Source organism: Streptococcus loxodontisalivarius (assembly GCF_016908645.1).
Lineage (GTDB): Bacteria > Bacillota > Bacilli > Lactobacillales > Streptococcaceae > Streptococcus > Streptococcus loxodontisalivarius.
Window position 1 is genome coordinate 66,114 of record NZ_JAFBEH010000002.1, and the last position, 18,544, is coordinate 84,657.

The 18,544-nt window shown below is 40.6% G+C and carries 14 protein-coding genes and 1 pseudogene; 14 read left to right on the forward strand and 1 reads right to left on the reverse strand.

Translation table 11 applies throughout. The features are described 5' to 3' along the window. Positions 1-183: 183 nt before the first annotated feature. The 11 genes and pseudogenes from JOC28_RS10790 (at position 184) to JOC28_RS01125 (ending at position 12,900) form a co-directional block, all read left to right on the forward strand. Positions 184-1,023: an ABC transporter ATP-binding protein gene (locus tag JOC28_RS10790; RefSeq protein ID WP_338058051.1), complete on the forward strand. Its 840-nt coding sequence runs from the start codon at positions 184-186 to the stop codon at positions 1,021-1,023. Next, positions 1,016-1,753 (forward strand): hypothetical protein, encoded by a 738-nt coding sequence (locus JOC28_RS01080; protein ID WP_205008794.1) that lies wholly within the window; start codon positions 1,016-1,018, stop codon positions 1,751-1,753. Before JOC28_RS10790 ends, JOC28_RS01080 begins: the two co-directional genes overlap by 8 nt. A gap of 19 nt (positions 1,754-1,772) precedes the next feature. Beyond that, a complete protein-coding gene (locus JOC28_RS01085) occupies positions 1,773-2,498 on the forward strand; it encodes a MerR family transcriptional regulator (protein ID WP_205008795.1) in 726 nt (241 codons plus the stop codon). 84 nt (positions 2,499-2,582) lie between these two features. Beyond that, positions 2,583-3,287 carry a TMEM175 family protein gene (locus tag JOC28_RS01090; protein WP_205008796.1) on the forward strand — a complete coding sequence of 235 codons (705 nt, stop codon included), beginning with the start codon at positions 2,583-2,585 and terminating at the stop codon, positions 3,285-3,287. 155 nt (positions 3,288-3,442) lie between these two features. Beyond that, positions 3,443-5,197 carry an aspartate--tRNA ligase gene (gene aspS, locus JOC28_RS01095; RefSeq protein ID WP_205008797.1) on the forward strand — a complete coding sequence of 585 codons (1,755 nt, stop codon included), beginning with the start codon at positions 3,443-3,445 and terminating at the stop codon, positions 5,195-5,197. A gap of 81 nt (positions 5,198-5,278) precedes the next feature. Beyond that, entirely contained in the window at positions 5,279-6,220 is a 942-nt protein-coding gene (locus JOC28_RS01100; RefSeq protein ID WP_205008798.1) for a YitT family protein, read from the forward strand. Between the two features lie 27 nt (positions 6,221-6,247). Further along, positions 6,248-7,129: a YitT family protein gene (locus JOC28_RS01105; RefSeq protein WP_205008799.1), complete on the forward strand. Its 882-nt coding sequence runs from the start codon at positions 6,248-6,250 to the stop codon at positions 7,127-7,129. Positions 7,130-7,138: 9 nt separating this feature from the next. Then, positions 7,139-8,008: a YitT family protein gene (locus JOC28_RS01110; RefSeq protein ID WP_205008800.1), complete on the forward strand. Its 870-nt coding sequence runs from the start codon at positions 7,139-7,141 to the stop codon at positions 8,006-8,008. 245 nt (positions 8,009-8,253) lie between these two features. Continuing rightward, positions 8,254-9,660, forward strand: a pseudogene (locus JOC28_RS01115) (PTS transporter subunit EIIC); the annotation flags it as partial. 104 nt (positions 9,661-9,764) lie between these two features. After that, positions 9,765-11,273 carry a prolyl oligopeptidase family serine peptidase gene (locus JOC28_RS01120; RefSeq protein WP_205008802.1) on the forward strand — a complete coding sequence of 503 codons (1,509 nt, stop codon included), beginning with the start codon at positions 9,765-9,767 and terminating at the stop codon, positions 11,271-11,273. 10 nt (positions 11,274-11,283) lie between these two features. Beyond that, positions 11,284-12,900, forward strand: coding sequence for a DUF1593 domain-containing protein (locus JOC28_RS01125; protein ID WP_205008803.1), 1,617 nt, complete (start codon positions 11,284-11,286; stop codon positions 12,898-12,900). Between the two features lie 39 nt (positions 12,901-12,939). Here JOC28_RS01125 and argS read toward each other — a convergent pair whose 3' ends face one another. Next, positions 12,940-14,631, reverse strand: a complete 1,692-nt coding sequence (argS, locus tag JOC28_RS01130; RefSeq protein ID WP_205008804.1) for an arginine--tRNA ligase — start codon at positions 14,629-14,631, stop codon at positions 12,940-12,942. Between the two features lie 400 nt (positions 14,632-15,031). On the opposite strand from argS, the gene argR reads away from it, so the two are divergent. Genes argR through mutS form a run of 3 tightly spaced genes read left to right on the forward strand, consistent with a single transcriptional unit; the run spans position 15,032 to position 18,379 of the window. After that, a complete protein-coding gene (gene argR / locus JOC28_RS01135; RefSeq protein WP_205008805.1) occupies positions 15,032-15,469 on the forward strand; it encodes an arginine repressor in 438 nt (145 codons plus the stop codon). After that, positions 15,469-15,819, forward strand: a complete 351-nt coding sequence (locus JOC28_RS01140) for a YlbF family regulator (RefSeq protein WP_205008806.1) — start codon at positions 15,469-15,471, stop codon at positions 15,817-15,819. Before argR ends, JOC28_RS01140 begins: the two co-directional genes overlap by 1 nt. Then, positions 15,809-18,379 carry a DNA mismatch repair protein MutS gene (gene mutS, locus JOC28_RS01145; protein ID WP_205008807.1) on the forward strand — a complete coding sequence of 857 codons (2,571 nt, stop codon included), beginning with the start codon at positions 15,809-15,811 and terminating at the stop codon, positions 18,377-18,379. Before JOC28_RS01140 ends, mutS begins: the two co-directional genes overlap by 11 nt. Positions 18,380-18,544 lie beyond the last annotated feature (165 nt).

An 18,544-nucleotide genomic window follows, 5' to 3' on the forward strand; every position in this document is an offset into this window, starting at 1 on the left:
AGAAACTAAATTTTTACCTTGGTGGCTTTGGATAATTATTTCATGTGTCAGTCTTCCCTTTGGTGGAATCATCTATTTATTAGTTGGTAGAGAACGTTAGGTTTTTAATATGAAAAATAAAAAAATTTATTAAATATAGAAAATCTCTCGGTTTTTTTTGGAAATTTCCTTGCTTTAAACGATATCACTCTAAATATATCTAAAAGTGATGGTATCATTGGTTTAATTGGACCAAATGGTGCTGGGAAGACTACGCTTATTCACTCAATATTAAAAATAACTCACTATAACAATGGATATATTGAGAATTATGACACAAAAATAGCGTATTGTCCTGATACTCCAGAATTTCCAGATGACTTAAATGCAATAGAAGTATTATATTATTCAGCTTGGATTTCAGGACTTCCAAAACCAAAAGAACAATCTATATCCAATTTATTATCAATGGTAGGTTTAAGCGAATATAAAAACAATAAAGCCTCATCTTTTTCAAGAGGAATGAAGCAACGTTTAGGTATTGCTTCGTCTTTAGTTCTAAATCCAGAATTATTATTTTTAGATGAACCCACAAGTGCTCTTGACCCTTTTGGAAGAGAAGAAATCCTTGATATTATTAAAAAAATCTCAAAAAAGACAACAGTAGTTATATCAACCCATAATCTAACAGAAGTACAAGAAATTGCTAATAAGCTAATTGTTATCAACAAAGGTAGATTATTGTACACAGGAGATTTGACAGATTTTTTAGGGAAAGAAGAACTATCATCTATTGAACTCTACAACGTAAAAGGTTTAAAACAATTTATTGAAGTTTTTAAAAAAAATAATATTAAACTTTTTGAGTCAAAAAGTTCTGATGACAAAGTATTAATGTTTCCCCATTCAGATTTTCCAAAAGTCTTATCTTTGATTGATGAAAAACTATCACCGTATGTAAAATCTTGTAACGATAGAAAGCTTAATCTTTATGATGCATTTTATCGTATTGTTAATAAGAATGAGGAGACGGTCCATGATTAAATATGATTTTTTTCATTGGGTAAGAAGTAGAAAAATTTTTTTCCTTTTTTTTATTATAATTATTTGTACATTAGTAGCTACTTTTGGCACATACTATGCAAAAGATATTATCGATACTTTAGGAACTACTGGTGCAAAAGTAATAGTCCAAGAAATGCACTGGCGCGATATTGCTAGTTCTTATTTTAAATCTACGTCACAAATCTGCCTATTTGCTGCTATTTACTTAACTTCGACAGAATGTCAGTTAGGAAAAGTAGAGTCTGAGAAATTATTCTATCAAACAAGAATCAGTAGGGGAGGAAAAGTTTTATTATCTAAAGTCTTTACAGGTTTTTTAATAAATTTTGGTTCTGTATTTTTGGGAGGATTACTTACAATATACATTGTGAGGGCATTTTATAGTACGATTAATTTGAAAGAATTTCTTTTAGCAATAGCTATCCAAAGTTTATCATTTTGTTTATTTACTATTTTTGGAAATGCAATATCTCTATATTTGACCCCATTCATATCTGCGATGATACTTGAAATATTTATTTTATTTTCTAGCTTGATAGAAAATTTAAATTACTTTGGACAGTGGTCCCCATTTATATTGTTGACACCAAATAATTTTTTAAGCAATTTTGAAATTAGAGACTATTCGGAAAAATTCTTATCTTTATTAATAATGACCATAGTTTCCCTTATTTTAATCTGGTTTAAACCTGTCAAGCAAAGTAGATAAAATAAAGGAGGTGAAGGAAATGTCACAAAGTTATTCGACTGGAGAAGTTGCAAAACTGTCTGGCGTGACAGTTCGGACAGTCCAATACTATGATCAAAAAGGAATCCTTAGTCCCAGTGATATTAGCGAGGGCGGGCGACGGATTTATAGCGAGGAGGATCTGAGAAATTTACAAGTCATCGTCTTTCTTAGGGAACTAGATTTTTCACTAGAGCAGATTCGGCGTTTCATGGCTGAAGAGTCAGCAGATAAGACCTTGGAATTACTCCTGCAGGAGCATATCTCTCAGTTGCAGAAGGAGAGAAATCAATTGAAAAACAAACTTGACATGTCTGTCAACCTACTTGACAAGATCAAAAGTCAAAGTTCAACTTCCCTCGAATCTTTGGCAGATATTTCACTTACCATGAAAAATCAAAAAGCTTGGCGGAATTTACAGTGGAAGATGTCTATCATTATGGCTGCAATAGTTATAGCACATAGCGTGTTAGTACAGACTATGTCATACTTTAAGGTGACATGGTTACTTTTGGGGATTGTCCCAATCTCTGTGGTTGTTTACTCTGCTTTAATTTATTACTTTAAGAAGCAGACTCTGTATCTCTGTTCTAACTGCCATCAAACCTTTGAGCCTTCTTTTAAAATATTTGCATTGGCGACTCACACACCTAAGACAAGACGATTAACCTGTCCTCATTGCCATAGAAAATCTTACTGTTTGGAATTGGCGAAAGAGAAAGAGTAGCTGTTAGGCAAGGGCCGCTATGGTCCTTGTTTTTCTATACTCTTTTGATATAATGATTGGCAGTAATACATTCTGGAGTAACTCATGAAAAAAATGATTGAACGTTTTGATACCTTAAGCGATGCTATTATTGCTATTGTCATGACGATTTTGGTTTTGGAAATTCAGGCGCCCACGACTAGTGAGCAAATGCCTGATTTTATCAAAGAAGTCAGTCTCTTTCTGATTTCTTTTATTCTTTTAATCAATATTTGGTACCGTCGTACTAAGCTAATGAGTCGAACAGAAGTGAAAAAGATGGAGAGCCTTCTGCTGGATATTTCTGCTCATGGTCTTATGTCACTTTTCCCGCTGGCTATTAAGATGTTGGTTTCCTTTGAAATCCCCTGGGTGTCAGTTCTCTTCTTTGGTATTTTAAATGTTTTGGTTATCACACTTTTAAATCTGATTCCTATCATTGAGCAAGGGAGTAATTGGAAAGAAGATCAGCTTGAAACGATGGTCCACCAGTTTTACCACCATCGCATGACTTTGACACTTCTACTAAATCTCTTTATTATTCTATTGGCTTTTAGTCTTGGAAGATGGGGTGTCTATCTCTACTTAGGATTACCACTGGTCGATTTTTATGCTAACTATCGTCGTGATAAGCGATTTCATGAATATGTCAATCAGAATTCTGAAGAATTTCAATCGATGTTCCGTGAACGTATGGAAGAGATGGAACGTCGAAGAAATCAAAAAGTTGAGAGTAGGCGTCTGGAAAAAGGTGACCATAAATTTAAATAGCTCTGCTATTTCACAAAAACTAAAAAACTCTATCCAATTGGGTAGGGTTTTCTTTGGCTTTTTGCTATAATAAAAAGGAATGAATAAAGGCAGTTTTGCCTGTGAAAGAAAGAGGCTAAGCGGATGGGCTTGGCTGAAAAGAGGTAATAGATTTTATGAAACGTAGTATGTATGCTGGTCGTGTCCGTGCTGAGCACATCGGACAGGAAATCACCCTTAAAGGTTGGGTTGGTCGCCGTCGTGACCTAGGTGGACTCATCTTTATCGATTTGCGTGACCGTGAGGGCATCATGCAGTTGGTTATCAATCCAGAGGAAGTCTCAGCTGAGCTTATGGCGACTGCTGAAAGCCTTCGTAATGAGTTTGTTGTTGAGGTGACAGGTCTTGTCGCTGAGCGTCAGCAAGCCAACGATAATTTGGCTACTGGACAGGTTGAGCTGCAAGTTACTAGCTTGACAGTTTTGAATACAGCTAAAACAACACCTTTTGAAATCAAGGATGGTGTTGAAGTGTCAGATGATAACCGTCTTAAATACCGTTACCTTGACCTTCGTCGTCCAGAAATGCTTGAAAACTTCAAGTTGCGTGCCAAAGTGACTCACTCAATTCGTAACTACCTTGACGAGCTTGAGTTTATCGATGTGGAAACACCAATGTTGACCAAATCAACTCCAGAAGGAGCACGTGACTATCTTGTGCCATCTCGTGTTAGTCAAGGTCACTTCTATGCCCTTCCACAGAGTCCACAAATTACAAAACAGCTTTTGATGAATGCTGGTTTTGATCGCTACTACCAAATTGTTAAATGCTTCCGTGATGAAGATTTGCGTGGAGACCGTCAACCTGAGTTTACACAAGTTGACTTGGAAACATCATTCCTTAACGACCAAGAAATCCAAGATATCGTGGAAGGTATGATTGCCAAAGTCATGAAAGATACTAAGGGAATCGACGTTACTCTACCATTCCCACGTATGGCTTACGATGATGCAATGAATCTTTATGGTTCAGATAAACCTGATACACGTTTTGACATGCTTTTACAAGACTTGACAGAGGTTGTCAAGAATGTTGACTTCAAAGTCTTCTCTGAAGCAGCGGCAGTTAAAGCTATCGTCGTAAAAGGAAATGCCGACAAATACTCACGTAAAGACATCGATAAGATGACTGAGTTTGCTAAACAATTCGGTGCTAAGGGTCTTGCTTGGGTTAAAGTGACTGATGGAGCTATCGCTGGACCAGTTGCTAAATTCTTGACAGCAATCGAAGATAGATTGACAAGTGCTTTACAACTTGAAGAGAATGACTTGGTTCTCTTCGTAGCTGATACGCTTGAAGTTGCTAACAATACACTCGGTGCCCTTCGTGGACGTATTGCTAAAGAGCTTGACTTGATTGACAACTCTAAATTCAACTTCCTCTGGGTTATCGATTGGCCAATGTTTGAATGGTCTGAAGAAGAAGATCGTTACATGTCTGCTCACCACCCGTTCACATTGCCAACAGAAGAGTCAGCCCACGAGCTTGAAGGTGATCTTGCTAAGGTACGTGCGGTTGCTTACGATATCGTTCTTAACGGTTATGAGCTCGGTGGTGGAAGTCTTCGTATCAACCAAAAAGACATGCAAGAACGCATGTTTAAAGCACTCGGTTTCTCAGCAGAGGATGCTAATGAACAGTTTGGTTTCCTTTTGGAAGCAATGGATTACGGTTTCCCACCACACGGTGGACTTGCTATCGGACTTGACCGTTTTGTCATGCTCCTTGCAGGTAAGGACAATATCCGTGAAGTGATTGCCTTCCCTAAAAACAATAAGGCTTCTGACCCAATGACCCAAGCACCAAGTGTCGTAGCTGACAAGCAACTTGATGAATTGGCTTTGGGCATCAATCTCAGTTCAGAGGACTAAGAGACAACTGTTTAGTCATTTAGATTCTTATTTTTCTGAGTTCCCTCTCAGTGCCAAGGACTTCTTACAAGGAAACCTATTATGAACCGAAAAACATCGTTTAAGAAGAAACTCAAGTATTTTATTAGTCGAGAAGCTAAGAAGGTTGGCCTTTTGAAGACCCTTAGAAGTATTTCAAGAGAAAAATATGCAGAGAAGATTTCCGCTTCTCTGCTTTATGGTCTTCTTTCTGCAATCGCTGTCAATTTTTTCTTCCAGCCTGGTCATGTCTATTCTAGCGGTGTGACGGGTCTGGCTCAGGTCCTCTCAGCTCTCAGTCAGAGAACTTTGGGCTTTGAGATCCCTGTCTCTGTGACTTTCTACGCCATAAACCTGCCACTTTTGATTTTGGCTTGGTACAAGATTGGTCACAAGTTTACAGTCTTTACCTTTATCACCGTTACCCTCAGTTCGGTCTTTATTCAGTTGGTTCCAAAGGTAACGCTGACGCAGGATCCCTTGATCAATGCCATCTTTGGAGGTCTGGTTATGGGGACTGGGATAGGTTATGGGCTGCGCTCACGCATTTCCAGTGGAGGGACAGATATTGTCAGTCTAACCATCCGTAAGAAAACAGGTCGTGATGTGGGACGTATCTCTCTCATGGTAAATGGAGCTATCATGGTTTTTGCAGGTCTCTTGTTCGGCTGGCAATACGCCCTCTATTCAATGATTACAATCTTTGTATCAAGTCGTGTGACGGATGCCATTTACACCAAACAAAAGAAAATGCAGGCCATGATTGTAACCAGTCATCCTGATCGCGTTGTCAAGATGATTCACAAGAAACTCCATCGAGGCGTCACCTGTATCAATGATGCCGAAGGAACCTACAACCATGAGAAGAAAGCTGTGCTATTAGCCATTATTACCCGAGAAGAGTACAGTGATTTTAAATACTACATGAGCAAGACAGATCCTAAAGCCTTTGTATCTGTCGCTGAGAATGTGCATGTTATGGGACGATTTGTGGATATGGATTAGTTGCTAAGAGATGTTTTAGGAGAAATCATGCAGGTTGATTATACATTTAGACTAAGAAATTTTATTATGATTGCCTTGGGGGCGGCTATCTACGCCTTTGGTTTTGTTTATTTCAACATGGCTAATAATATTGCTGCCAATGGGATTGCAGGTTTGACCCTTGTTTTTCATGCACTCTTTGGGATTGATCCGACCTATACTGGTTATCTGGTCAATCTTCCCTTGGTCTGTCTAGGAGCCTATCTGTTTGGCAGGAAGGCTATGGTTTACACGATTGAGGGTATCGCCTCTATGTACTTTTTCATCTGGCTATTTCAAAGACTGCCTCTCTATGTTGATTTGCAGCAGGATAATCTGGTGATTTCTTTGATTGCAGGGATAATAGCAGGGCTGGGAGGCGGCTTGGTCTTTCGTTTTGGCGGTACTATCGGTGGCTCTGATATCATTGCAAGGGTTATTGAGGATAAGTTTGGTATTCAACTTAACCAAGCCTTGCTGGGTTTTGATGTGTTTGTCATGGTACTATCTTTGACCTATATTTCCATTCCTCAGATGATGTATGCCTTGATTGCTAGTTTTATGTATAGTCAGGTTGTCAATCTCATCCAAAATGGTGGTTATGCTGTGCGTGGAATGATTATTATTTCAGATCAAGCGGAAGCTATTTCCCAACACATCATGGAAGACTTGGGTCGAGGTGTGACCTATCTTAAGGGCGAGGGAGCTTATTCTGGTCAGGAGAAGAAGGTGATGTATGTGGTGCTCAGTCCCACAGATGCTAGAGAGGTCAAGCGTCTGGTTGAGGAGATTGATCAGAAGGCCTTTCTTTCCATCTTCAATGTGGATGAGGTTGTTAGTCCAGAATTTATCGCTTCTCGTAGTAAATATCGCAAACAAGTAAAAGTTTAGGGAGGATTTATGTTAGAAAAGAAAAGACAGGTTAGGGATCTGATTTTGATTGCCTTGGGGATTGCTATCTATACCTTCGGCTTTGTTCATTTCAATATGGCAAATCACTTGGCAGAAGGGGGGATTTCAGGGATTACACTGATTATCCATGCCCTGCTTGGTATCAATCCAGCCTATTCCTCTCTTCTGATTAACATTCCTCTTTTTGTCTTGGGAGCTCGGGTTTTAGGGAAAAAATCGCTAGCGCTAACGATTTATGGAACTGTACTTATGTCAGTTTTCATCTGGTTTTGGCAGCTGGTTCCTCTTAATCTTGGTCTGGAAGACGACATGATGTTGGTTGCAGTTGTAGCTGGTCTCTTTTCTGGTGCGGGGAGTGGTCTTGTCTTTCGCTACGGGGCTACTACTGGTGGGACTGACATTATTGGTCGTGTGGTCGAGGAGAAATTCGGCTTCAAACTTGGTCAGACCCTTCTCTTTATTGATGTTATCGTTTTGGTGGCATCGCTGAGCTATATTGATTTGAAGCACATGCTCTACACGCTTGTTGTGAGCTTCGTCTTCAGTCAGGTTTTGACCATCGTTCAAAATGGTGGTTACACCATTCGTGGTATGCTGATTGTGACAGAGAAATCCGAAGAAGCTGCGCAAGCCATTCTCAAAGAAATCAACCGAGGTGTGACCTACTTCAAGGGTCAGGGAGCCTATTCAGGGCGTGATCGCAAGGTGCTTTATGTGGTGCTCAATCCAGGTGAAGTCCGTGATGTCAAGGCTATCCTGGCAGAAATTGACCCAGATGCCTTCATCTCAGTTATCGATGTTGATGAAGTTGTCAGCTCCGATTTTAAAATTAGACGAAAAAATTATGATAAAGTATAGAAACTGGGATGACCTCCCAGTTTTTTTGATACTATCCTCTTAAAAAGTGATACTATCGGAGGAATATAAAAGTAAGCGCTTGCAAAATCAAGAGAAGTGATTTATGATAGTGCTATAAGGATTGTTACTGATTAACAGGCAAAACCTAAATGAATACAAGATACGGATGTGAATGCAGTCTCACATGCCTATTTGGTATTTGTTTAGGTTTTTCTTATTGTAAAAAGTCATTAGGAGGTTGTGACATGGCAAAAAAAGATTACACTGAGCTTGCTAAAGATATTGTCGCTCATGTTGGTGGCAAGGAAAATATTGCAGGGCTAAAACACTGTGTGACGCGTCTACGTTTTAATCTAAAAGATGAATCAAAGGCAGATGATGACTACCTTAAAGCGCGTGATGGTATTGTAACTGTTGTTAAAGCTGGTGGACAATACCAAGTTGTTATCGGAAATCACGTTCCAGATGTTTATGCCGATGTTCAGAAAGTAGCAGGGATTTCTGGAGACGGTAGTCTCGATATTGATGAGGGGGATGCGCCTAAGGGAAATCTGTTGAATCAATTTATCTCATTAGTATCATCAATTTTTCAACCTATGCTGGGAGCACTTTCTGCAGCTGGTATGCTTAAAGGTTTGGCAGCTATTTTGGCAGCCTGTGGCTTAAAAACAACGGATGGTGCCTATGTTATCATCAATGCAGCTGGTGATGGGGTCTTCCAATTTCTTCCTGTTATTTTGGCAGTAACATCAGCAAAACGTTTTAAAATGGAGCAGTTCACTGCTTTAGCGCTAGCTTTTGCTCTTGTCTATCCAAATATTGCAACAAGTTTTAGTGGTGATAGCCCACTGTATACACTGTTTAAGGGTAGCATCATTGAATCTGATATCTATGCAACCTTCTTTGGTTTCCCAATTATCTTCCCAGATTCAACCTATCTATCAACAGTTCTTCCAATTATTTTGACTATCTTTGTTGGTGCGAAAATTGAAGGTTTCTTCAAGCGTGTTATTCCAGATGTTGTCAAAGTCTTTCTCGTTCCTTTCTTTACAATCCTAATTACAGTTCCTCTAGCCTATATGATTATTGGTCCTGTTATGAACTGGGCTTCTGATATTATTGGTGCTGTTTTCCAAGGTATCTATGGCTTCAATCCAATTATCTATGGTATTGTTCTCGGGGCTCTTTGGCAAGTACTTGTTATGTTTGGTTTGCACTGGGGACTTGTTCCACTCTTCTATTTGGAAATTGCTCAGGGTTCTTCAACAGTACTCGTCGCAACTTTTGCAATCTGTTTTGCTCAGGCAGGTTCACTTCTTAATATTATGATGCGTACTAAGGAATCAAAAGTACGTGAACTTTCAATTCCAGCCTTTGTATCTGCACTATTTGGGGTTACTGAACCTGCGATTTACGGTATTACCCTCCCAATGCGCACACCATTTATTATGACTTGTATTGCAGGTGCTATTCAAGGAGCTTATCTTGGTTGGGCTGACGCCAAGGTTTATATCGCTGGAGGTATGGGTTTGTTCAATATTCCATCATTTATTGGTGAAACAAACTATGTTGTTCAATTTATCATTGCCAGCTTGATTGCCTTTATCCTAGGCTTCGTATTGACACAATTTGTTAAGATCCCTAAACTTTACGAAAAATAAACAGTGAAAGATAATATGCCCGTTTTCTGTGGTGTATTATCTTTTCTGTCTTTATATAAGCGTTTTAATGATTGAGAAAATGAGAGGTTTTAGAAATGAAAAAATCCCTGTCAAAAACATTAGTTGTTAGTTTTCTAGGAGGAGTTAGTTTACTAGGTGCAGCTAGCTCACCTGTTGCCGCACAAGAATCTGTTTCCATTTCTGACACAGCTATCGTTATTCAAGGTTACGAATTTGGTCCAGCAGTTCCCAAGATTGTACTCACTCTGGACAAGGCAGTGTCTTCGGTATCGAAAGAAGACTTAAAAGTGGAGACTGCTGGCGTGGAGCGTCAAGTTCAAAAGGTCTATCTATCAGATAAGGATGGAGATAAGACAGATAAGTCTAGTAAGTATATTACGATCCAGATGCCGGTGACTTTCAATACTGAGGCAAATGCTGCAGAAGCAACGCCATTTTCTTATAGTATGGAAACTTATCAGAATAATTGGGTGAGCACTTATCCTGTATCCATCCAGAATCTAAAAGTGACGTCAAATAAGGAAACCCTAGAGCTTGATAGTGATAGCGATGCTATTTCCAATCGTCAGTCTAAGCAATTAGCTGCCTTTAACAATCGCTCGAGCTACTCAGGAATCTACACCAATCCATTGACTCAGGCGGAGGAGGAGCTAACTCTGAACTATGCAGCCTACGAGCCTGAAAAGCTAGAATCAGGTGCTAAAAATCCCTTGATTATCTGGCTTCATGGTCAGGGGGAGGGTGGAACGGATACTGATATCACCCTATTGGGCAATGAGGTTACTGCCTTAACAAGCAAGTCTATCCAGTCTCACTTTACAGCTGGGAAACAAAGCGGTGCTTACGTTTTAGCAGTTCAGACACCAACTTATTGGATGGATGAGGGAGATGGAACAAATGGAGCTGGCGCAGGCAATTCACGCTATACAGAGATTCTGATGGATACCATCAAGGACTATGTTGCCAACCATCCAGATGTTGATAGTAATCGTATCTATTTGACCGGTGGTTCTAACGGAGGTTACATGACCTTAAACCTAGCAATCCATAATCCTGGTTACTTTGCTGCTCTAGTACCCCAAGCAGCTGCTTATTCATACTACCAATACGAACGCAATGAAGATGGAACTTATGTGACGGTACCTAGCGATACAAGTCTCTCAGGCACAGACTTTGTTCCAACCAATCAGATTAATTTTGACCAAGACCAGATCAACGCCCTTAAGGACACTCCAATTTGGTTTATCCACGCAGCTAATGATACTGTCGTAGATCCAAGTAAGTATGCCCTTCCAGTCTATAAGGCTTTGGTTGATAGCGGAGCTAGCAACAAGTGGTTCTCATACTATGAGTCAGTAGAAGGTAGTGATATGAAAAATGTTTCATATTTGGGACACTGGTCATGGATTTACTTCTTTAATAACCAAGTTTCAGGAGTGCAGGATCCTAATGCAGTTAAAAGCGCCAGCGATTTAACAGGCTTTAGCCCAGACAATAAAGATCAAGGAGGTAGCTCACAAGCAAGTGTAGGAGACACCAGCTATCAAAATATTTTTGATTGGATGAATGCTCAAGAAAAATAGGAGTAAAAAGATGAAGATGAAAAGATTAGTAGCACTCGGTGTGACGGGATTAGCTTGTCTAGCTTTGGTGGCTTGTTCAAGTCAGACAGATAGCAGTAAGGATACGACGACTTCCTCAAGTCAGAAAGAGACTAGCCAGACCATAAAGACAGCTAGTGATGGCAAGTACCGTACAGTCATTACGACAGATGGTGAAGTTGATGATATGAATTCAATGATTCGTTATCTTTACTATGCTAATGAGATGGATTTGGTGGGGATTGTTTTGACCAGCTCGACCTATCACTATGCGGGAGATAGTGAGAGGGGGATTGAGCCTTATCGTTGGACGGGGACTGATTGGATTTATAAAATGCTGGACGCTTATGAACAGGTTCAACCGAATCTTTCCAAGCATGCGGAAGGTTATCCAACCGCAGATGAGCTCCGCAATATGACCAAAATTGGAAATATCAGCAACGTTGGCGAGATGGATGAAGTTACCGAAGGGTCAGAATACCTCAAGAATCTTTTCTTAGACGAGGATGATTCAACTCTCTTTGTACAAACTTGGGGAGGTACTAATACCACTGCGCGTGCTCTTAAATCCATTGAGGAAGAATACAAGGATACGGACCAGTGGGATACGATTCAGCAGAAAATCTATGACAAGCTCGTGCTTTACATCATTCTAGATCAGGATGATAGCTATAAAGATTATATTGCTAAATCATGGCCAGACCTACAGATTATCAATGACCAATCAAGTTTCTGGTATTTTGCTTATCTCTGGCAGAGAAATGATGCTGCTTTGACAACAACTTTACAGGCAGACTGGCAGAAGGAAAATATTCTTGATAATCATGGACCGCTTCTAGATCTTTATGCTTCCATGGGAGATGGGAATTTGATTGATGGCGAGCTAGAAGAAGAACAGCGTGGCTCTAGTGATTATCTGGCAGCAAATCCGAATTATAATCAGTACGACTTTATCTCAGAAGGGGATTCACCATCCTACTTCTATCTCTTCCAGAATGGTCTTAATGATGTGACCCATCCAGAATACGGTGGCTGGGGTGGTCGATTTGGTCTAGTCAGTGACAATCTTTACCAAAATAATCAATTAGACTACAATCCTTATAGCAAACAATTTGAGTCTCAGTATACCTTGACGCGTTGGATTACAGATATCAATAATGATTTTGCTACGCGAGCTGACTGGGGAGTGGCTGAAAATTATGCTGACGCTAACCATGCTCCTGAAGCCACCGTCACAGAGGGCACAGCCTTGACTACCAAAGCGGGTGAAAAGGTGAGTCTAACAGCAGAAGCAAGCGATCCTGATGGCAACCAAGTTACTTACAAGTGGTGGCGCTATTTTGAGGCTGATACCTATCAAGAGTACAAGGGGGATAGCCAGGTTGTTGAGAGCACTCAGGACGGTCTTTCTCTAGGCTGGACACGTCAGTTGGATAAGGATGAGGTGGTAGACCCTATTAGCCTTAGTAATGCTGACACCAATAAGGTGAGCTTTACCGTGCCAGAAGATGCTAAATCAGGTGATACCCTCCATATGATTTTGGAAGTTCAAGATGATGGAGCACATCAACTTAAAGCTTATCAACGAGTGGTTATCACAGTTGAATAGAATATGAAAAAACGAAGCCAAAACAGCTTCGTTTTTCTATTACATTTCGTTTGGAGCTTCTACACCGAGTAGGCGAAGGGCTTCTTTAAGGACAGTAGCTGTTGCGTAGCTGAGAGCTAGGCGGCTGTCACGTTCTGGACTTTCATCCAAGATACGTGTGTGTGCATAGTACTTGTTGAAGCTCTGTGCCAAGCTGATTGCAAATTTTGCAACAATAGATGGCTCAAAGTTGTCTGCGGCACGCTTGATGATACGTGGGAAGTCTTGGATAAGTTTGATAATTTCCCAGCTTTCAGCGTCATTTAGGCTGTAATTAGTAGAAGCGTCAGCAGTGAAGTTGGCTTTGCGGAGGATAGATTGGATACGCGCGTGAGCATATTGAACGTAAGGTCCAGTTTCTCCTTCGAATGAAACCATAGCTTCAAGGTCAAAGTCATAACCGTTAAGGCGATCTGTTTTAAGGTCGTAAAACTTGATAGCACCGACACCAACAGCGTGTGCAACAGCATCTTTATCAGCAAGATTAGGGTTCTTGCTTTCGATTTGTGCCTTAGCACGGCTAATAGCTTCAGCAACAGTTGGCTCGAGCAGGATAACATTTCCTTTACGAGTTGATAGTTTTTTACCTTCCTTGGTAACAAGACCAAATGGAACGTGGGTAATGTCATCAGACCAATCAAAGTCCATTTCTTTCAAAACAGCCTTGAGTTGCTTGAAGTGGGCAGATTGCTCATTACCTACGACATAAACTGCCTTAGCGAAGTCATATTGACGTTTACGGTAAAGGGCAGCGGCAAGGTCACGAGTGATGTAAAGCGTTGCACCGTCTGATTTCTTGATAAGGGCAGGGTGTTCGATGCCGTATTTTTCAAGGTTAACGACTTGTGCACCTTGAGATTCTTCCAAAAGCCCTTTTTCAGTCAAGATGTCAACCACTTCGTCCATCTTGTCATTGTAGAAGGCTTCACCATTGAAGCTATCAAAGCTGACACCGAGTTCATCATAAAGACGGTTAAACTCAACGAGACTTTCATCACGGAACCATTGCCAAAGCTCAGTCGCCTCTTGGTCACCAGCTTCTAGCTTACGGAACCATTCACGTGCTTCTTCGTCAACACTTGGATCGTTTTCAGCTTCAGCATTGATGCGAACGTAGAGTTGCAAGAGTTCGTTGATTGGGTTAGCTTGAACAGCCTCTTTACTTCCCCATTTTTTATAGGCAACAATCAGCATCCCAAACTGTTTACCCCAGTCACCAAGGTGATTGATTTTAACAGCTTTGTAGCCGATTTTTTCAAAAATATTAGCCAGACTATCACCGATAACGGTAGAACGCAAGTGGCCGATTGAGAAAGGCTTAGCGATATTTGGTGATGACATATCGATAGCGACGTTACGGCCTTGGCCAATAGCTTGCGCTGCATAGTCAGAACCAGCTGAGATAACTTGTTCAAGGACATTAGCTGAGATTTTTGCTTTATCAAGGAAGAAGTTGATGTAAGGACCTACAGCCTCAACCTTGTCAAAGTTACTTGCATCGATTTGCTCAGCAATGTCACTGGCAATCATTTGAGGTGCTTTGCGGAGCACTTTAGCTAGTGAAAAGGCAGGAAAAGCCAAGTCACCCATGTCAGAATTTTTAGGTGTCTCAAGAAGATTGAAGATTGTTTCTTGGTCAAGATCAGGGACGACCTTGGCAATCTCCTCAGAAATCAGTGTTTTTGTATCCATGTTTTTCTCCTAAAAAGATAGTAGTCATCTTATTTTACCATACTTTTAGAGGAAAGTGGAGTAGGACCAAGTCTAAAAAAGTCAGAGTTTTTCTGAACTTTTAGGAATTTGAAAAAAGTAGTGAATTCAAAAAAGTGTGACTTTCTTCCTATTTAATTATGTATCTTTATTCCAAATCAGGAAATAGTCTTAATTAGAGATAAAAGACCGTGTCAAATCCCTGTTGCTGTTTCTTGCAAGAGGTGCCAAATAGGCTTAATTAAGCTTTAACTTTGAATAAAATTAAAGATAGAGATAAATCAATTTTAAATAAAATTTGGTCGATTTTGCTGAAATGTCCAATTTTTTTTGATATAATTCAAAGGATATTTATACAAAAAAGATGTGAAAAGGAGAAAGGATGAATAAAAAAGAACGCCACGTTAAAATCAAGGAAATGATTAAGACTGGACGTATTGGTACACAAGAGGAGATAAAGGATCGTCTAGAAGAAATTGGGGTTTATGTCACACAGGCAACCCTTTCTCGAGATTTGCGTGAGATTGGACTCATGAAATTACGAGCAGAAGATGGTAAACTATATTATAGTCTGACAGAAAGTGACAGCACACACTTTTCTGCAAATGTCAGTGAATATATTATTAAGGTTTCTCGTGCAGAATTCATGTTAGTTTTGACAACCCGTTTAGGAGAGGCAGATGTCCTAGCTAATGTGATTGATGGCGAAAAACGTCAAGAAATTCTTGGAACGGTTGCTGGTGCAGATACTCTACTTGTTATCTGCCAGAGCGCAGCCATTGCCAAAGAGTTAGAAAAGGAAATTCAGTCTGAAATCTAATGACTACTTATGATCAAGCTCTAGAGCGTTTGAAGGGGCTGCTGGAAAAACATGAAACAGTCCAAGCCTTCAAGAAAAGTCAGAATAAAATCAAGCAGCTTCCAGGATTAACCGATGATGTCATCCAGATGAAGGCTTACCAGCAGGAGGCAGTTCTCCTTCAAAAGATGGATAAGCCCAAGGCATCTGCTAGTAAGGAAGAGGCATCTCAGAAACTACAGCAGAGCCTAGATCAACTGCCCTTGGTTCAGACCTATCGCAGTCAGATGCAGGATGCTAGTGATCTTTTGAGTCATATCACAAAAAGGATTGAAGACAAGATAAACGAGGAGTTAGCCCATGGCAAATGAAAAAATCTCCCCAGGAATGCAACAGTATTTGGATATCAAAGCAGAATATCCAGATGCTTTTTTGCTATTTAGGATGGGAGACTTCTACGAACTATTTTATGAAGATGCGGTAAAAGCTGCGCAGATTTTAGAAATCGGTTTAACCAGTCGCAATAAGAATGCCGAAAATCCTATTCCTATGGCAGGAGTTCCACATCACTCAGCTCAACAATACATTGATGTCTTGGTTGATTTGGGTTACAAGGTAGCTATTGCCGAGCAGATGGAAGATCCTAAGCAGGCTGTTGGTGTTGTTAAACGTGAGGTTGTTCAGGTCATCACGCCAGGGACAGCAGTAGATTCAAGTAAGCCATATAGCAACAATAATTTCCTTGTTGCTATTGATAGAGATAGGAATCAGTTTGCCCTGTCTTATATGGATTTGTCAACGGGTGAATTCTATGTGACTGAGTTGCAGGATTTTGCAGCGGTTCGCAGTGAGATTCAGAACTTGAAGGCTAAGGAGGTTGTTGTCGGTTTTGAATTGACAGAGGAAGAAAGTCATATTCTGACCAAACAGATGAATCTCTTGCTATCTTATGAAACAACAGCTTATGAAGATTTACATCTTATTGACACCAAGTTGACAGAGTTAGAATCGCAAGCAGCAAGTAAGCTCTTGCAGTATGTTCACCAAACGCAGAAACGTGAACTCAGCCACCTTCAAGCAGCTCTGCACTATGAAATCAAAGACTACTTGCAGATGACCTACGCTACCAAATCGAGCTTGGATTTGCTAGAAAATGCAAGGACATCGAAGAAACACAGCAGTCTCTATTGGCTCTTGGATGAGACAAAGACAGCCATGGGGATGCGTCTCTTGCGAACTTGGATTGACCGTCCCTTGGTTAATGCTCAGGCTATCAAGGAGCGTCAGGATATTATTCAAGTGTTCTTGGATCAGTTCTTTGAACGTAGTGATTTGACGGAAAGCTTGAAGGGTGTCTATGATATTGAGCGACTGGCTAGCCGAGTTTCCTTCGGAAAGGCTAATCCTAAGGATTTGTTACAACTAGGTCAAACTCTAACACAGGTTCCTGTGATTAAGGCTATTTTGGAATCATTTGCTGCGCCAGAACTTGACAAACTTGTCAAGGACATTGACACCTTGCCAGAGTTAGAGAGTCTTATCCGCTCTGCTATTGACCCAGAAGCACCAGCAACTATAACAGAAGGTGGTATCATCAAGACTGGCTTTGATGAGCGTCTTGACCACTATCGTCAGGTTATGCGTGAGGGGACAAGCTGGATTGCTGATATTGAGGCTAAGGAGCGTCAGGCATCTGGCATTACGACTCTTAAAATCGACTACAATAAAAAAGATGGTTACTATTTCCATGTGACCAATTCCAACCTTTCTCTAGTGCCAGAGCACTTCTTTAGAAAGGCAACGCTCAAAAATTCAGAACGTTTTGGAACGGCTGAGCTAGCCAAGATTGAAGGAGATATGCTAGAAGCTCGTGAGCAGTCTTCCGATTTGGAATATAGCATTTTCATGCGTATTCGTGAGCAGGTGGAGCACTACATCCAGCGTTTGCAGCACCTTGCTAAGAGTCTTGCTACAGTTGACGTTCTGCAATCCTTGGCAGTGGTTGCTGAGAATAACCACTATGTCCGTCCAAGTTTCAATGATCAGCAGATTATTGCGATTGAAGAGGGACGCCATGCGGTTGTAGAGAAGGTTATGGGTACTCAGGAGTACATTCCAAATAGCATTCATTTTGATGCTGAGACCAGCATTCAGCTGATTACAGGTCCTAACATGAGTGGTAAATCGACCTATATGCGTCAACTTGCCTTGACAGCAGTTATGGCTCAGATGGGTTCTTTTGTGGCGGCTGACAAGGTTGACCTTCCTATCTTTGATGCCATTTTCACACGAATTGGAGCGGCAGATGACTTGATTTCTGGTCAGTCGACCTTTATGGTTGAGATGATGGAAGCCAACCATGCCATCCAAAGAGCTAGCGCTCAGTCACTTATTCTCTTTGATGAGCTTGGCCGCGGGACAGCTACCTATGATGGGATGGCGCTAGCGCAGTCCATTATTGAGTACATTCATGATCGTGTCGGTGCTAAGACCATGTTTGCGACTCACTATCATGAGTTGACAGACCTGTCAAGGACACTTGCTCACCTTGTCAATGTTCACGTGGCTACGCTTGAAAAAGATGGAGAGGTTACCTTCCTTCATAAGATTTCGCAAGGACCAGCAGATAAATCCTATGGTATTCATGTAGCCAAGATTGCTGGTCTACCAAACCAACTTTTGAATAGGGCAGACCATATTCTGACAGACCTAGAAGCTCACTCAGCTAAGTTAACAGAGGAAATAGTTGAACCTGAAACTCTAGTTCCAGAAGTAAAGCAAGCACAAACTCAGCTTGTCCAGGAACAGCTTTCCCTCTTTGCTGATGAAGAAGATAGTCAAGTCCTTGCCAAACTAAGAGAAACAGATCTGATGAACCTAACTCCAATGCAGGCCATGAACCTAATCTTTGAATTGAAAAATATGTTGTAAAACAAGTGGAGGCTGAGATTTCTCAGCCCCAAAAGATACTTCCGCCGTGATGAAAGTGTAAGAAATGTCTTTATAAAAGCATTTCTTACACTCGGAATATTTGAGACACTAGGCTCAAATATTAGTCATGGAATTTCGTAGGAAGTCGCTGATGTCCGACATCAC

Coding starts and splice junctions, on each gene's coding strand:
- argS (WP_205008804.1), bottom strand. CDS start 14,631: ATGGATACAAAAACACTGATTTCTGAGGAGATTGCCAAGGTCGTCCCT.
- JOC28_RS01090 (WP_205008796.1), top strand. CDS start 2,583: ATGAAAAAAATGATTGAACGTTTTGATACCTTAAGCGATGCTATTATT.
- JOC28_RS01125 (WP_205008803.1), top strand. CDS start 11,284: ATGAAGATGAAAAGATTAGTAGCACTCGGTGTGACGGGATTAGCTTGT.
- JOC28_RS01105 (WP_205008799.1), top strand. CDS start 6,248: ATGCAGGTTGATTATACATTTAGACTAAGAAATTTTATTATGATTGCC.
- JOC28_RS01100 (WP_205008798.1), top strand. CDS start 5,279: ATGAACCGAAAAACATCGTTTAAGAAGAAACTCAAGTATTTTATTAGT.
- JOC28_RS01085 (WP_205008795.1), top strand. CDS start 1,773: ATGTCACAAAGTTATTCGACTGGAGAAGTTGCAAAACTGTCTGGCGTG.
- aspS (WP_205008797.1), top strand. CDS start 3,443: ATGAAACGTAGTATGTATGCTGGTCGTGTCCGTGCTGAGCACATCGGA.
- JOC28_RS01140 (WP_205008806.1), top strand. CDS start 15,469: ATGACTACTTATGATCAAGCTCTAGAGCGTTTGAAGGGGCTGCTGGAA.
- JOC28_RS01110 (WP_205008800.1), top strand. CDS start 7,139: ATGTTAGAAAAGAAAAGACAGGTTAGGGATCTGATTTTGATTGCCTTG.
- argR (WP_205008805.1), top strand. CDS start 15,032: ATGAATAAAAAAGAACGCCACGTTAAAATCAAGGAAATGATTAAGACT.
- mutS (WP_205008807.1), top strand. CDS start 15,809: ATGGCAAATGAAAAAATCTCCCCAGGAATGCAACAGTATTTGGATATC.
- JOC28_RS01080 (WP_205008794.1), top strand. CDS start 1,016: ATGATTAAATATGATTTTTTTCATTGGGTAAGAAGTAGAAAAATTTTT.
- JOC28_RS01120 (WP_205008802.1), top strand. CDS start 9,765: ATGAAAAAATCCCTGTCAAAAACATTAGTTGTTAGTTTTCTAGGAGGA.